Origin of the sequence: Prevotella corporis DSM 18810 = JCM 8529 (assembly GCF_000430525.1) — a bacterium.
GTDB lineage: Bacteria > Bacteroidota > Bacteroidia > Bacteroidales > Bacteroidaceae > Prevotella > Prevotella corporis.
Genome location: NZ_KE387160.1, coordinates 24,076 through 39,560, shown reverse-complemented (window position 1 = coordinate 39,560; position 15,485 = coordinate 24,076). Strand labels below are relative to the sequence as shown.

The 15,485-nt window shown below is 37.2% G+C and carries 14 protein-coding genes and 1 pseudogene; 11 read left to right on the top strand and 4 right to left on the bottom strand.

The annotated features are described in order from the left end of the window. Positions 1-351: 351 nt before the first annotated feature. Together H515_RS0112630 and H515_RS0112625 are read right to left on the bottom strand one after the other, a co-directional pair. A complete protein-coding gene (locus tag H515_RS0112630; protein WP_025877411.1) occupies positions 352-1,599 on the bottom strand; it encodes an ABC transporter permease in 1,248 nt (415 codons plus the stop codon). A gap of 118 nt (positions 1,600-1,717) precedes the next feature. Then, positions 1,718-2,041 (bottom strand): annotated as a pseudogene (locus H515_RS0112625) (pyridoxal phosphate-dependent aminotransferase); the annotation flags it as partial. A 209-nt stretch (positions 2,042-2,250) separates the two neighbouring features. Between H515_RS0112625 and H515_RS0112620 the strand changes: the two are divergent. The 8 genes from H515_RS0112620 (at position 2,251) to hisS (ending at position 10,234) form a co-directional block, all read left to right on the top strand. Next, positions 2,251-2,718, top strand: coding sequence for a DUF4494 domain-containing protein (locus H515_RS0112620; RefSeq protein ID WP_025877414.1), 468 nt, complete (start codon positions 2,251-2,253; stop codon positions 2,716-2,718). Between the two features lie 50 nt (positions 2,719-2,768). Continuing rightward, the gene (locus tag H515_RS0112615) at positions 2,769-3,440 is read left to right on the top strand and encodes a YggS family pyridoxal phosphate-dependent enzyme (RefSeq protein ID WP_025877416.1); all 672 of its coding nucleotides are present in this window, start codon (positions 2,769-2,771) and stop codon (positions 3,438-3,440) included. A gap of 112 nt (positions 3,441-3,552) precedes the next feature. Beyond that, the gene (locus H515_RS13655) at positions 3,553-3,999 is read left to right on the top strand and encodes a helix-turn-helix domain-containing protein (protein WP_025877418.1); all 447 of its coding nucleotides are present in this window, start codon (positions 3,553-3,555) and stop codon (positions 3,997-3,999) included. Positions 4,000-4,043: 44 nt separating this feature from the next. Beyond that, positions 4,044-5,999 (top strand): dipeptidyl-peptidase 3 family protein, encoded by a 1,956-nt coding sequence (locus H515_RS0112605; protein ID WP_025877419.1) that lies wholly within the window; start codon positions 4,044-4,046, stop codon positions 5,997-5,999. A 2-nt stretch (positions 6,000-6,001) separates the two neighbouring features. Further along, positions 6,002-6,610 carry a DNA alkylation repair protein gene (locus H515_RS0112600; RefSeq protein WP_025877421.1) on the top strand — a complete coding sequence of 203 codons (609 nt, stop codon included), beginning with the start codon at positions 6,002-6,004 and terminating at the stop codon, positions 6,608-6,610. A 486-nt stretch (positions 6,611-7,096) separates the two neighbouring features. Further along, on the top strand, positions 7,097-7,600 hold the full coding sequence (locus H515_RS0112595) for a Fur family transcriptional regulator (RefSeq protein ID WP_025877423.1): 504 nt from the start codon (positions 7,097-7,099) through the stop codon (positions 7,598-7,600). Continuing rightward, entirely contained in the window at positions 7,587-8,864 is a 1,278-nt protein-coding gene (locus tag H515_RS0112590) for an adenylosuccinate synthase (RefSeq protein WP_025877425.1), read from the top strand. The genes H515_RS0112595 and H515_RS0112590 overlap by 14 nt, the downstream gene beginning before the upstream one ends. A 5-nt stretch (positions 8,865-8,869) precedes the next feature. Next, entirely contained in the window at positions 8,870-10,234 is a 1,365-nt protein-coding gene (hisS, locus tag H515_RS0112585; protein WP_028902037.1) for a histidine--tRNA ligase, read from the top strand. 59 nt (positions 10,235-10,293) lie between these two features. On the opposite strand, the gene H515_RS0112580 is transcribed toward hisS, so the two are convergent. Further along, a complete protein-coding gene (locus H515_RS0112580; RefSeq protein ID WP_025877428.1) occupies positions 10,294-11,232 on the bottom strand; it encodes a ribose-phosphate pyrophosphokinase in 939 nt (312 codons plus the stop codon). Between the two features lie 51 nt (positions 11,233-11,283). Next, entirely contained in the window at positions 11,284-11,895 is a 612-nt protein-coding gene (locus H515_RS0112575) for a thiamine-phosphate pyrophosphorylase (protein ID WP_025877431.1), read from the bottom strand. Positions 11,896-11,970: 75 nt separating this feature from the next. Here H515_RS0112575 and nspC point away from each other — a divergent pair, with 75 nt between their 5' ends. The 3 genes from nspC (at position 11,971) to H515_RS0112560 (ending at position 15,398) form a co-directional block, all read left to right on the top strand. Then, the gene (nspC, locus tag H515_RS0112570) at positions 11,971-13,134 is read left to right on the top strand and encodes a carboxynorspermidine decarboxylase (protein ID WP_025877433.1); all 1,164 of its coding nucleotides are present in this window, start codon (positions 11,971-11,973) and stop codon (positions 13,132-13,134) included. Positions 13,135-13,189: 55 nt separating this feature from the next. After that, complete coding sequence (locus H515_RS0112565) at positions 13,190-13,876, top strand: DnaJ domain-containing protein (RefSeq protein WP_028902036.1); 687 nt, start codon at positions 13,190-13,192, stop codon at positions 13,874-13,876. 298 nt (positions 13,877-14,174) lie between these two features. Further along, positions 14,175-15,398, top strand: a complete 1,224-nt coding sequence (locus tag H515_RS0112560; protein WP_028902035.1) for an IS4 family transposase — start codon at positions 14,175-14,177, stop codon at positions 15,396-15,398. Positions 15,399-15,485 lie beyond the last annotated feature (87 nt).

The window sequence follows — 15,485 nt, the reverse complement described above, 5'->3', positions numbered from 1 at the left end:
GTTGTTGTTGCTACCGCAAAGGTACGAATTTTCAAGCAAGTCACAACACGTTATTAATGTGAAAAATATGCTCTATCGTTGTTGTTTGGAAGAATGTTTCTATCGTCAGGCTATGAGAGTTTAACAATATCTTATCCAAAGCTGACCTTTCGCACAGTGATAGCTCACCTATCTCATTGTGAAAGTTTAGCTTTTGGAAACGGGATTGTTTTGTTTTGATTTTCAGTCATTTAGATTATTGTATAAAAAGAGTGGAAGTCTCATCGCAATGCTGACTTGTTGTTTGCAAAAACAAAGGAATGTATGAGACGTCCACATTTTGATGGTAACTGCCAAAACGATATTTCTATTTTATTCGTAATACATCGATTTTGCAGGATTTATGTGGCTGACAAAATAACTTGGTGCAATCAATACGAATACACATATTAATAATGTTGAAAGATTCAATGCTATTATGAGAGGAATGTTGATTTCAACTGGTACAGTACTTACATAATAGGTCTGTGGATCAAGTTTAAATAGCCCTGTATATTGTTGCAGCAATATGAGACCTATACCGACGACATTTCCTATTATTAATCCTTTTCCGATAATGAAAGTGGCAAACCACAGAAAAACATGTCTTATCTGCCGATTTCTTGCTCCTATCGCCTTCATGAGGCCTATCATTTGTGTGCGTTCTAATATAATGATAAGAAGTCCAGATATCATAGTTACACCAGCTACTGATATCATCAATGCCAAAATAATCCAAACATTCAAATCCATTAGGTCGAGCCATGAGAATATCTGTGGATTTTGTTCGATAACAGTTGCAGAAGAATAGGTGCTGCCATATTTATCAACCTTATTCTTCACATGTCCCAAAACATTAAAAGCAGTATTATCCAATAAGTTGAAATCTTTTACTTCAAGTTCTGCGCCACTATATTGGTCTGGTTCCCAACCATTCAATTTGTTGACGGTGTATAGGTCTGTCATACATATTTGCGAATCGAATTGTTTCAGGTTTGTTTCATAGATTCCACACACAGTGAATTTTCGGGTACGTACACCTTGTTCATTGACAAAATAGGCAAAAATCTTTTGGCCAACCTTCATTTTCAATTTATCGGCTATGGTTTTGGATAGGATGATTTTTTGTTGATTTGAATTGTCTGAGAATTTTGGAAAACTCCCCGCCACCATATTATTGTGAATAAACGTTGAGTCAAACTCTGGACCAACACCCTTTAGTGTGACACCAAGAAAGTCGTCATCGGTTTTTAAAATTCCCTGCGTATAGGCAAATCTCTGAACGTGTTTAACACCTTGTATCTTATATAAAGCTTTCAGTAAGCTATCATTTATCGTTATTGGATATAGCTCAGAATTTTGCAATGACATAAAATCAGCAACCGTAATATGGCTACCAAAACCAATAACTTTATTTCTTATGGTGTGTTTAAATCCTAATACAACCGATACAGAAACTATCATTACTGCAAGTCCTATTGCCACTCCTATAGTGGCAATGCGGATTGCGGGTTTTGAAACCCTACGTGTTTTGTCAGAACTATTATATATTTTTTTTGCGATAAATAATGGGAAATTCATCTTTATTGTTTTATTCTGTATTTATTTTTCCTAGGTAAGATTCCAAAGTCTTTTTCTGTACAAGTATTTTAACATATGCAGGTTCAGGGATGATAACTTCATAGCCAGGGTTTAGTCACGACATGAAAGAAAAAGGTACAGCTTCTGATCCTCTTGTTGTAATGATGATGTTCTCAGGCTCTACATCAATGGAGAATTTCTTGTAATAATCGCACAGCTTTTCTCTGTAAGCAAGAATATCCTGTGAGGGGGAATATTCGAGTAGCGTTGGGTTGATATTTTTCACTGTGTCAAGACTGCATTGGGGTGGGGGAAGGTCAGGTTGTCCAATGTTAAGTTGATACTCTGGTAAGCCACGATTTTGTTCGGCAACTGCCAATGATGACAACTTTCTTGTGGGAGATTCTGGCATCTCTAATCCTCGAATTGAAATTTCTGGCATAATTCTTTCTTTTACCTTTTTGAACCCAATATGTGCTGAGAACTTACACCCTTAGCACTTTAACCCATAATGCAAAGTTAAATATATTTTTTATTTTATAGCAAAAAAATCCTATTAAACGAGAGTTTTTTACTACTTTTGCATAAAGAATGAATATTGATTTTTTGTCGTTATTATTCATTGCAAGTGTAGAATTATCAATAAAAAATATGAGAAGTAAAACAAGTTCTTGGTTTGAAACTAAGGTTCGTTATGAGAAGTTGATGGAGGATGGTCAGAATAAGAAAGTAATCGAAGCATATACTGTTGATGCCTTGAGCTTTTCAGAGGCCGAGTCCACCATTACAAAAGAAATGTCTAATTATATTAGTGGCGAGTTTGAGGTGAAAGCAATTGCACCTTCTGCCTATCGGGAAATATTCTTCAGTGACGTGGATGCCGATGATAAGTGGTTTAAGACACGCCTATCGTTTATTACCATTGACGACAAGACAGAGAAAGAGAAGCGCTCTATCGTCACCTATCTTGTTCAGGCACATTCTGTTAATAGTGCAGTTAAGCATGTTGACGAAATGATGGATAATACTATGATAGATTATGAAATAGTTTCTGTGAACGAAACAAAAATTATGGATGTCTTTGAACATAAGTATGAATCAAGCGAAGATAAAGAATGATTTTTTATCTTGTGTATTTACCTTCCTTATGCAATTAAAATAGATTGAATATGTTTGATGTATCGATAAATTTACATAAAGTTCTTGAACAATTACCTGATGGTGTGAAACTGATTGCTGTCAGTAAATTCCATCCAAAGGAATTTATTGAAGTCGCTTATAACGAAGGCCAACGGATTTTCGGTGAAAGTCATGAGCAAGAGCTTTCGGCAAAGGTAAGAGAACTGCCTCAAGATATTGAGTGGCATTTCATTGGCCATCTTCAAACTAATAAGGTGAAATACATTGCTCCTTACATTTCAATGATAGAGGCTGTTGATACCCTGAAACTTCTTAAGGAAATTAATAAACAAGCCCTCAAAAATAATAGGATCATCAATGTTCTTTTGGAATTGCACATCGCAGAAGAGGAATCAAAGTACGGATTTACTTTTGATGATTGTCGTAAACTGCTTGAAGGAGATGAATGGAAGCAGCTGAAAAATGTTCATATATCGGGATTGATGATGATGGCTTCCAATACGACGGATAAGGTCCAAGTAAAGAATGAGATGTTGTTAGCAGCAGATTTCTTTGACGAAATTAAGGAGAAATATTTTAAAGATGATCCTGATTTTAAAGAGCGTTCATGGGGTATGAGCAATGATTATCCCATAGCACTTGAGACTCGCTCAACGATGATTAGGGTGGGGACAGCCATTTTTGGTCCGAGGATATATTAATTAGAGATATTCTTTTTCTTCGTTTAAACAATCTGAAGCGCTAACTGTATAAAATTAAAGTCTATATTTATTGATTAGGGAAATTTGATCATTATTAAAATCTGATAGTCTTATGGTGAAGTATAATATAACAGAAAAAAAAGAGAAACCAGCCGTATATCGTAGCTTGGTCAGTCCTCAATTAATGGATGAACTTAAGGACAAGATTTTGAACATTATACTTATCCAACAAAAATATAAGGATAAAAATTTTTCAGCAAAGAAGTTAGCTGAAGAACTTCACACCAACACAAGATATATATCTGCTGTCATTAATGTCAGATTCCACATGAATTATACATCATTTGTCAATAAATTTCGTGTTGATGAAGCAATGGGATTATTGGTTGACAAGAGGTATCAGGATTTAAATATGGAAGATATCAGTGCCATGGTTGGCTTTTCTAACCGACAGTCTTTTTATTCTTCTTTTTATAAAATAAACGGAATCACCCCAAGAGAATATAAGTTGCGCCATACAGTTGCTAGTAAGTTGGAAAAGATTTCTTCAAAAAAGTAAACTTATTCTCCAAGAGAAAAAAATAATATCGGTGTAGAATTATTATGTTAGAAGATTCCTTTAAATATACAGATGAGACATTTGATGACATTCAAATGTTGAGATACAATTTAAAAGGTTTTGAAGATCTTACTTTAAAACAAAAAAAATATATTTATTGTTTATCCCAGGCAACACTTTACGGTAGAGATATCACATTTGATCAATTTGGAAAATATAATCTGAAAATCCGAAAGGCCTTGGAAGCTATCTATCTTTCAAGGCTTGGGGATACAAGTGAAGATTTCAAAGCCTTAAAACTCTATTTAAAGAAAGTCTGGTTCTCCAATGGTATTTATCACCATTATAATTCAGATAAGTTTGTTCCAGGATTCTCTGAAGATTACTTTGTCAACGCACTCAATGAGATTGATCTTTCGTTGCTTGGCTTAGATGTCAAAGAGCATGCTGATGACTTTGTTAAGACAATTACCAAAGTGGTTTTTGATCCATTATTCTTGCCTAAAGGAGTGAATAAAAAAGACGGAGATGATATCATTCGTACTTCAGCTTGCAATTATTATGAGAATGTTTCTCAATGTGAGGTAGAGAGATTTTATTCTGATAAAAAGTCTGGATGTAAGATGAAACCGCCTTCGTATGGTCTCAACTCAAAACTGATTAAAGCAAATGGCGACATTAAGGAAATTGTCTGGAAAGAAGATGGATTATATGGAGCTGCAATTAAAAAGATAATTGAATGGCTTGAAAAAGCTGAGAAATATGCGGAAAATAAGGATCAACTCAATATTATTCGCTTGTTAATTGCTTATTATAAGTCCGGGAATCTTCAGGATTTTGATAAATATTCTATTGCATGGGTTAAGGAACAGGATGGTCAGGTTGATTTTATCAACGGTTTTATTGAAGTTTATGGTGACCCGCTGGGCTACAAAGGTTCATGGGAGGGTATAGTACATTATAAAGATTTGGAAGAGACAAAACGAACTCAACTTATTTCTGAAAATGCACAGTGGTTTGAAGACAACTCTCCGATTGATGTTAGATTCAAAAAATCTCAAGTGAAAGGGGTTACTGCCAATGTGGTTTGTGCTGCTATGCTTGGCGGTGATGAATATCCCTCAACGGCTATTGGTATCAATCTTCCAAATACCGATTGGATTCGGGCCGAGCACGGTTCAAAAAGTATTACTATTTCAAATTTAACCCATGCATACAGTGAAGCGTCAAAAGGAAACGGAATGTTGGAAGAGTTTGTTATTGATGCGCAAATGATAGACTTAATCAAAAAATATGGTGATGTAACGGATAATCTTCATACAGATTTGCATGAGTGTCTTGGACATGGCAGTGGTAAACATCTACCCAATACTGATCCGGACGCATTGAAAAATTACGGAAATACGATTGAAGAAGCGAGGGCAGATCTCTTTGCCCTTTATTATATATCTGATTCGAAATTACAAAGCCTTGGCTTGTTAGACTCGCATGATGCCTTCAAAGCCCAATATTATACATATATGATGAATGGGTTAATGACTCAGTTGGTTCGTATTAAACCTGGAAAGCAAATAGAGGAAGCGCATATGCAGAATAGGGCTTTGATCGCCAGATGGGCTTTGGAACTTGGAAAGTCTGATAGCGTTGTAGAAATGATTTCTAACTGTGGCAAAACCTTTATAAAGATAAATAACTATGAAGCCTTGCGTGACATTTTTGCTTATCAATTATCTGAGATTCAACGTATAAAAAGTGAAGGTGATTATGAAACTGGGCGTCTTCTTGTGGAGAGGTATGGCAAATCAATTAATTATAATCTGCACCAAGAGGTTCTGTCCAGATATGAGAAATTAAATATTGCTCCTTATAAAGGTTTTCTAAATCCTAAATTTGGAATTATTTATGGAAATGAAGGGGAAGTTATAGATATAGTTCTTGATTATTCCGAAGGATATACTGAGCAAATGTTGAGATATTCTAAAGATTACAGTACGCTATAATTATGAATACCAAAGATAAATTAAAAGAAATCAAGCAGTCATTTAGACTTTTTATGAATGGCGCAACATCAAGCTCTATGCGAAAAAAAGGCTTGAATTACAAGATTAACTGGGGCGTTCCTTTACCTATTTTACGGCAAAATGCAGAGAAATATGGTAAAGATTATGAATTGGCTATAGAGCTTTGGAAAGATGATATTCGTGAGTGTAAGATTATGGCAACCTACATAATGCCTGCACAAATGATGAAACGTGAGCAAGTTGATAAATGGATGGAGACTGTTAGAAATCAAGAGTTAGCAGAATTAATATCCTTTAATTTATTGAAGAATCTTGCCTTTTCTCAAACATTGGCCTTTGATTACATATCATCAAAAGATAATATATATCAAATTTGCGGCTATCAATTGTTGGCTTCATTATTTGTTGATGGGCATATTCCAAATGATCTTCTCATCAATAAATTCTTGACTCTTGTACAGGGAGTATTAAAAGAAGGAGAGCTAAATGTTCAGCATTCAGCTTTTAATAGCATCAATAAATTCTGTGATTTAGGGGAAAAGTACCGTTCGTTGGTAGTAAAAGCGTTTCCAGAGCTTGATTTTTTGTAATTGATATGAATATAGTATGCCGAGTCAAAAGTGTCCTAACTATTACTTTCGGGAATTCGTGAAACATCGTGTAACTCATAAGACCTAACGCGTTTTCTTTCTAATCATATATGGCATATACCTCCAATTCGTATTCAGGAGGTGGTAAACATACGCTTCATAGCGAACATTCGACCTGATCAACACCATTAAATTATATTACAATAAACTGCGTTGAGGATATGCTTTGTAATCTATTGATAATCAAAATGATATTAATTGAGATTCAAAAGCTTATCTTTTGCATTCCAATTCATGACCTATTGCAGCGCAAAAGGTAAGCTTTTAGAAAGTAAGAGCTAAGCTTTTGTGTGGAGGAATGAAGACATATTTATGACACTATTGATGCCGAGTATTGCTTTGACTTTCTTTTAACTTTTTTTTGTCAGTGTCTTGAGTTTATGTACCTAAAAAAGATTAACTTTGTAGAAATTTAATCAGTTAGTCGTGACTAAAGAATCTGTCAAAACAAAAGTTAGAGGCATCCTTGAAGGGTATCTCGAAATGAATAATCACCGCAAGACTTCAGAGCGATTCGCAATTCTTGATGCGGTATATGACATGCAAAGTCATTTCTCTTTGGATGATTTGGGTGCAAAGATGGAAGCTATTAATTTCAGAGTATCGAGGGCGACACTATACAATACAATGCGTCTCTTCATTGAGTTACGTCTGGTTGTAAGGCATCGTTTCATTGGTCAAACGAAATATGAGGCTTGTTTTAACAACGAAGACCATATTCATCAAATTTGTACGGTCTGTGGCTCAGTTACGGAGATTGAAGCCAACGAGATAACAGATGCTATTGGAAATACAAAGTTGCATCGTTTTCGTAAAGATGGTTTTTCTCTCTATTTATACGGTGTATGTTCGCGTTGTCAGGCTAAAATATCCCGTCAGCGTAATAAGATAAAACAAAAGAAACAAGGTAAATCTAATGAAAACAGGTAAAGTTGATGTCCTTTTGGGATTGCAATGGGGCGATGAAGGAAAAGGCAAGATTGTCGATGTGTTAACTCCTCGCTACGATGTTATAGCGCGTTTTCAGGGTGGCCCAAATGCTGGTCATACTTTAGAGTTTGAAGGACAGAAATATGTACTGCGTTCTATCCCTTCTGGTATTTTCCAAGGTGGTAAGGTAAATATTATTGGAAATGGTGTTGTATTAGCACCAGACCTTTTTATGAATGAGGCTAAAGAACTGGAAAGCTCCGGTCATCCGTTGACCGAAAGGCTATATATTTCAAAGAAGGCCCACCTAATCATGCCTACTCATAGAATCTTGGATAAAGCCAATGAAGTTGCCAAAGGAAAGGAAATGGTCGGTACAACAGGGAAAGGAATAGGTCCCACATATACCGACAAGACAAGTCGTAACGGCTTAAGAGTTGGTGATATACTTGAGAATTTTGAAGAAAAATACACACTACACAAGAAACGTCATTTGAAAATCTTGACTTCGATGGGATGGACAAACTTCGATGGCTTTGAAGATGTTGAGAGAGCATGGTTTGAAGGAGTGGAATACATGAAGAAGTTCAAGTTTGTTGATTCTGAACATGAAATTAATCATATTCTCCATGAAGGAAAGTCGCTTCTATGTGAGGGCGCTCAAGGTACTATGCTCGATATTGACTTTGGTTCTTACCCATTCGTGACTTCTTCAAACACTATTTCTGCAGGGGCATGTATAGGTCTGGGCGTCGGCCCTAATAAAATAAGAAATGTATATGGTATAATGAAAGCCTATTGCACACGTGTAGGCTCAGGACCTTTCCCGACTGAGTTGTTCGACGAAACTGGCGCACGCATCAGAGAATTAGGACATGAATTCGGTGCTGTAACTGGACGAGAACGTCGTTGTGGGTGGATAGATTTAATTCAATTGCGCTATTCCGTGATGGTAAATGGTGTTACTGAACTTATCATGATGAAGAGTGACGTATTGGATAACTTTGATACCATCAAGGCCTGTGTCGGTTATAGGCTTCCAAATGGTGATTATACTGAAGAAATGCCTTATGACATCAGTGGTGTTCAACCTGTGTATAAGGAATTCAAGGGATGGAACACTGAAACCAGCAAGTTTAAAACCGAGGACCAATTACCAACAGAATTTATTCAATACATGACATTCTTGGAAGAATTCCTCGACACAAGAATCAGTATTATTTCATTGGGTCCAGATAGAGACCAAACAATAGTTAGAAATTAAAATTTATGGCAAATAAACCTTCCATTCCAAAGGGGACAAGAGATTTTGGCCCAGAGGAAATGGTAAAACGTAATTACATTTTTGATACAATAAAAGAAGTCTATTCTCTTTTTGGCTTCCAACAAATCGAGACTCCATCGATGGAAACCTTACAGACCTTAATGGGAAAATATGGAGACGAGGGTGATAAACTTCTTTTCAAGATATTAAATTCTGGAGATTACTTCAAGGGAATTACCGATGAAGAATTGGTAGGGCGCAATACTCTTAAACTTCAGACAAGGTTGTCCGAAAAAGGTTTGCGTTATGATTTAACCGTTCCCTTTGCTCGTTATGTTGTAATGCACCGTGACGAGATACAGTTTCCTTTCAAACGGTATCAAATTCAGCCGGTGTGGAGAGCTGATAGACCTCAGAAAGGAAGATACAGAGAGTTTTACCAGTGTGATGCTGATGTTGTAGGTTCTGAGTCCTTATTGAATGAAGTGGAACTAATGCAGATTATTGACACTGTATTTGTAAAATTTGGAATTAGGGTTCAGATAAAACTGAATAATAGGAAAATACTCTCTGGTATTGCGGAAATTATCGGCGAACAAGACAAAATTGTACATATTACAACCGCAATCGATAAACTTGAGAAGATTGGGCTGGAGAAGGTGAATGAAGAGTTGGCTTCCGCAGGGCTTTCAGAACAGGCAATCATGCAGTTGCAACCCATTATTCAACTAAATGGTACAAATGAACAAAAACTTGACACAATCAGTAAAGTCTTGGCTAAAAGTGAAATAGGAGTGAAGGGTATAGAGGAATCAAAATATATCCTCGATTCGCTCAAAAAGACTGGATTGAAGAATGATATTATATTAGACTTGACCTTAGCCCGTGGTTTGAATTATTATACTGGTGCGATATTTGAAGTAAAGGCACTTGATTCTGAAATAGGCTCTATTACTGGTGGAGGAAGATACGATAACCTAACAGGTATTTTCGGTATGCCAGGTTTGTCGGGTGTGGGAATGAGTTTCGGAGCAGACCGAATTTACGATGTATTGAATGCGTTAGACCTTTTCCCAAAGAAAAGTGTTTGTGGTGCAACTCAACTTATGTTTGTTAATTTCGGAGAGAAAGAAACTGATTATATACTACCAATTCTTGACAAAGCAAGGAAAGCAGGAATAAGGTCAGAGATATTCCCCGATGCTGTAAAAATAAAAAAGCAGATGAATTATGCCAACACTAAGTCTATACCATACGTTGCGATAGTTGGCGAAAATGAAATTAAAGAAGAAAAAATAACCCTTAAAGATATGTCGTCTGGGGAACAATGTATGTTATCCGCCAACGACCTTATTGATAAGATTGTTTGAAAACAACAAAGCAGTTTGCACATTGCAAACTGCTTTGTTGTTATGACTTGATATTTCGTTTATACAAGATATTGATTTGAGATACTCTCATTGTTAACAACCCTTCTGATAGTCTCAGCAAACATATCGGCAACAGAAATTTGCTTTACTTTTGAACAGCGGTCAGTATAGGGAATAGAATCAGTAAAAACCATCTCCTCAAGAGCTGATGACTCTATACGTTCTGTTGCAGGACCACTCATGACACAATGTGAAGCACAAGCCCTTACGCTTTTAGCACCAGCTTCTTTCATTATATCTGCCGCCTTGGTTATTGTTCCTGCAGTATCGACCATATCGTCAACAATAACGACATTTTTGTCTTTCACATCACCAATAATCTGCATACTGGCAACAACATTTGCACGTGCACGTGTTTTGTTGCAAAGAACAAGTGGACATCCTAAATATTTTGCAAATGTATTTGCGCGTTTGGAGCCACCAACATCTGGACTGGCTATCACCAAGTCTTTTAACTTCAGCCCCTGAAGATAAGGCAACATAACACCGCTTGCGTACAAGTGATCTACAGGAACATCGAAGAACCCTTGGATCTGGTCTGCATGCAGGTCCATCGTAATCAGTCTGTCAATTCCAGCCACACTTAGAAGATCGGCTACCAATTTTGCGCCAATGCTTACTCGGGGTTTATCTTTACGGTCTTGACGTGCCCAGCCGAAATAGGGGATAACTGCAATAATATTTCTTGCCGAAGCACGTTTGGCTGCATCTATCATCAGGAGTAATTCCATGAGATTGTCTGAATTGGGGAAAGTACTCTGCACAAGATATACATCTTTTCCACGAATGCTCTGTTCGTATGAGACAACAAATTCTCCATCTGAAAATCTTGTCATTACTAAGTTTCCCAATGGACAACCTAAACTTGCACAAATTTTTTCTGCCAGGTACCTTGTTTTTGTACCAGAGAAAACCAAAAAGGAGTTGTTCTCACTCATTTCTACACGTTGTTTATATATTTTTATATTTAAGATTTCTATACTCTTATCTTATTGAACTGCTTGTTGAAGTTTTTTAAAGTGTGTGATGACATTATGAAAGTCTTTGTCACAATGGATGTCAAAATGCTTCCATAGATCCCCACATATTACAACACCTTCGAATCCAAAATCTTTCAATTTGGGAATATCGTCAAGAACAATTCCTCCCATTGCATAAATATGCCGTCCTAATAATCCCTGTTTCTTTAATTCGATGAGTTCTGATGTAGAAATTGTCCTTTTCTCATTGGGAAACTCTATACTGTCATTCAGATTTTTCAGGAATATATACCTATATTGCTTTTTCATGTACTTCAATTTCATTATATCGGTACATGTTTTGCTAATTTTCCCACGATTATTCACCATTTCATGGATCATCTCGTCAGCATCATAGTGAATCCCTGCCAAAGAATATTTCTCATTGAGATAGAAATTATGATGAACTGATATAAAACGATGATATTCAGTAGGAATCAACGACAGCAAACGCTCGACATACTGGGGCGAGTGGTCTCTCTTTGAGATATGGAGGTTGTCCATGCCTTCTTCAAAGAGTGCTGTCAAAATCTTGTCTTCTTCCACAAAAAAAGTGGACTTAGTCATGATGACCAACTTCATAACCCCTATGTAAGTTTAGATTGCAAAGGTAGAAATTATTTTTGAATTTTACAAATCTTTTACTATATTTGCAAAATGAAAATAAATTCATCTACTTTCCTTCAAATAAACAGACCCGTATATGTTTTGGAAGAAACAAAGTTGCGTAATAATTTGTTTTTAATTTCTAATGTTGCGAGCCAAGCTGGAGTTGAAATCATATTAGCGTATAAAGCCTTTGCATTGTGGAAAACATTCCCCATTTTTAGAGACTATATCCAAGCAACTACAGCATCATCGTTGTATGAGGCTAAACTCGGTTTCTATGAGTTTGGAGCACCTACCCATACATTTTCTCCTGCTTACACTGATTATGAAATAGATGAAATATCTACATGCTCTTCTCATCTTGTATTCAACTCGTTATCACAATTTGAACGATACCATCATCGGGTGAAACGATCAAATAAGAATGTCAGTATCGGATTGAGAGTAAATCCTGAGTATTCTGAAATTGAGACATTACTTTACAATCCCTGTGCGCCTGGTTCTCGTTTTGGAGTGACAAATGAAAGATTACCCATCAAATTACCCGATGCAATTGAGGGCTTTCATGTTCATTGTCATTGCGAAAGTGGCAGTGATGTGTTTGTAAGGACTTTAAAACATATTGAAGACAAATTCTCATCTTGGTTTGAGCAAATTAAGTGGATAAACTTTGGAGGTGGCCATCTAATGACTAGGAAAGGCTATGATGTCGTTGAATTAGTTGAAACGCTTAAAGGATTTAGGAAGAGGTATCCGTGGCTACATGTTATTTTAGAACCAGGTAGTGCCTTTGCCTGGCAAGCCGGAGTTTTAGTATGCCAAGTTGTTGATATAGTGGAGGATAGTAATATTAAAACTGCAATATTGAATGTAAGTTTTACGAGCCACATGCCCGATTGTCTGGAAATGCCTTATCACCCCCACGTCAGAGGAGCAGAGGTGGTTTCTGATGATGGGATTGGAATGCCTTATACATACCGTCTTGGCGGCAATACTTGTCTAAGTGGTGATTGGATGGGTAACTGGAAGTTTAATCATCAATTAAAAATAGGTGAGAATATTGTTTTTGAAGATATGCTTCATTACACGACGGTGAAAACAAATATGTTCAATGGCGTTTCTCATCCTTCGATAGCATTGTTGCATAGTGACAATCAGTTGGAGACGTTAAGAAATTATACATACGAAGATTACAAGTCGAGAATGGATTGAATGGCATAAATTTTGCTACATAAATTTATGAACAAATAAAATATTTAGCAAAAACATGGCATTCATTGACTATTATAAAATATTAGGTGTTGATAAAAACATACCGCAAAAGGATGTGAGAGCAGCTTATAGAAAGCGTGCCAAACAGTTTCATCCCGATCTTCATCCCAATGACCCTAAGGCTAAGGCTAAGTTTCAGGCTTTGTCAGAGGCATTTGATGTTATAGGGAATCCAGAGAAACGTGCCAAGTATGATAAATATGGCGAAAGGTGGAAGGATGCTGACTCTTTTGAAAATTTTAATCGACAAACTTCAGGATGGAGTGGAAGAGGGGCTGAAAATCCTTTTGACGGATTTGATTTCGGTAATATCAGGTCAGACGGCTTTAGCAGCTTCTTTCAAGACCTCTTCGGAAGAGGCGATAATGGTGCAAAATCCAGTAAGTTCAATCATAAGACAAGTAGTAATGTTTCGGGAGATAGGAATGTATCCATTGACTTGGATTTTTATACTGCAATACTGGGAGGCGAGGTAATCATATCTCTTTCACGTGGAAATAAGGTTAAACTAAAGGTAAAACCTTATACACAGAATGGGGCAAAAGTGAGATTGAAAGGAAAGGGATATAATAAAGGAAATGGAATAATTGGCGATTTAATATTAAAATACAATGTAAAAATGCCTACATCCTTAACTGATCGACAAAAGGAATTGTTAATCCAGATGCGTGATGCCCGATAAGTATTATTAATTGTCTATTCATTTAATAAGAGTTTTGACAGACAATAATATGTAATAAACAAATAAGTATGGGATGTCTGAATAATAATGTCCAGACATCCTTTTTTTGTCCATATCTTATTTAATCCCTATTAGGAATTATCGTTTGTAATTCAACGGTTATAAATCATCACGTGATTATTTGATTATTATTACTGTCCGCTAAACTTTTGGGTAAGATACAAATTTAGGGCTGGCACTTCTCACGAGGTATCAGCCCTTTTTGTTATCTTTGCTTTTGCTTCCAAACTCAGATAACATGGGCAAAAGTACACATTTCTTCGGACAGCCAGTATATGGTCAGCTGATAAAATCTCTCGACCATGATAAAATAGTTGAAATAAGCCGTCGAAACGGCGGTGAGCGGTATGTGAAAACCTTTGACGGCTTCACCCATCTTCTTACGATGCTGTATGCAGTCATCATGCGCTTCGACTCCCTGCGCGAGATAGAGGCGGCAATGACGGCTGAGGTGCGCAAGCTTCACCACATAGGCATTGACAGGGTTCCTAAGCGCAGTACCCTGTCAGATGCGAACACCAGACGCTCGGATAGGTTCTTTGAGGACGTGTACCGTGACCTTTACGAGTCCAATAAGGACCGACTTTCTTCGGACAGCCGACGCAATGGTACGGAGGAATGGATAAAACGTCTGAGAATCATCGATTCCACCACGATAACCCTGTTCTCTAACGTCATCTTCAAGGGCGTGGGCCGTCATCCTAAGACGGGAAAGAAGAAGGGTGGCATAAAAGTGCATTCTGTCATTCATGCAAACGAGGGAGTTCACTGTGACGTGAAGTTCACCTCTGCCGCTACCAACGATTCCTTCATGCTCGCCCCCAGCCATTTCAAGCATGATGAAATCGTTGCCCTGGATCGTGCATATATCAACTATGAAAAGTTTAAGGAACTGACTGAGAGGAACGTCGTCTATGTCACCAAGATGAAGAAAAATCTCAAATACGAGGTGTTGGCAGACTGCATGGATATGAACGAGGATGGGCTGATAGAATATCGTGAGCAGGTGGTGGTGTTCAGGAAGGGCGATATCAACCATATAGCGCGTATCATCACCTATGTGGATATCAAGAAGGGAAAGATGCCAAAGTTGGTGTCCTTGCTTACCAACGACTTTGACATGTCCATGGAGACTATCGTAGCCATCTACCGCAGGAGGTGGCAGATAGAGACTCTTTTCAAGCAGATAAAACAGAACTTCCCACTTAGATACTTCTATGGGGAGAGTGCCAACGCCATCAAGATACAGATTTGGGTCACACTCATTGCCAATCTATTACTGTCACTGCTGCAAAGCTCATTGCAGAGGCGGTGGAGTTTCTCTGGGCTGGCTACTATGGTGCGCATTGTACTTATGGAATACCTCAACATGAATAATTTCTTCAACATGCCGGATGCCGACATGAAACTCATGCTTGAAGCAGCGGCTGAATCGCCACCCGAGGTAACAGAAAATGAATAAGGGGGCTTATCACTAACATGCTGTCATCCGAACTATTGTGTCTCAATGAGTTGGAATGAGGATTTCTATGTTTAGCGGACAGTAATA

Bases quoted from the DNA above. Each gene is read 5' to 3' on its own strand.
- H515_RS13655 (WP_025877418.1), top strand. From the start codon at position 3,553: ATGGTGAAGTATAATATAACAGAAAAAAAAGAGAAACCAGCCGTATAT.
- H515_RS0112600 (WP_025877421.1), top strand. From the start codon at position 6,002: ATGAATACCAAAGATAAATTAAAAGAAATCAAGCAGTCATTTAGACTT.
- H515_RS0112605 (WP_025877419.1), top strand. From the start codon at position 4,044: ATGTTAGAAGATTCCTTTAAATATACAGATGAGACATTTGATGACATT.
- H515_RS0112620 (WP_025877414.1), top strand. From the start codon at position 2,251: ATGAGAAGTAAAACAAGTTCTTGGTTTGAAACTAAGGTTCGTTATGAG.
- H515_RS0112580 (WP_025877428.1), bottom strand. From the start codon at position 11,232: ATGAGTGAGAACAACTCCTTTTTGGTTTTCTCTGGTACAAAAACAAGG.
- H515_RS0112560 (WP_028902035.1), top strand. From the start codon at position 14,175: ATGGGCAAAAGTACACATTTCTTCGGACAGCCAGTATATGGTCAGCTG.
- hisS (WP_028902037.1), top strand. From the start codon at position 8,870: ATGGCAAATAAACCTTCCATTCCAAAGGGGACAAGAGATTTTGGCCCA.
- H515_RS0112565 (WP_028902036.1), top strand. From the start codon at position 13,190: ATGGCATTCATTGACTATTATAAAATATTAGGTGTTGATAAAAACATA.
- nspC (WP_025877433.1), top strand. From the start codon at position 11,971: ATGAAAATAAATTCATCTACTTTCCTTCAAATAAACAGACCCGTATAT.
- H515_RS0112615 (WP_025877416.1), top strand. From the start codon at position 2,769: ATGTTTGATGTATCGATAAATTTACATAAAGTTCTTGAACAATTACCT.
- H515_RS0112590 (WP_025877425.1), top strand. From the start codon at position 7,587: ATGAAAACAGGTAAAGTTGATGTCCTTTTGGGATTGCAATGGGGCGAT.
- H515_RS0112630 (WP_025877411.1), bottom strand. From the start codon at position 1,599: ATGAATTTCCCATTATTTATCGCAAAAAAAATATATAATAGTTCTGAC.
- H515_RS0112575 (WP_025877431.1), bottom strand. From the start codon at position 11,895: ATGAAGTTGGTCATCATGACTAAGTCCACTTTTTTTGTGGAAGAAGAC.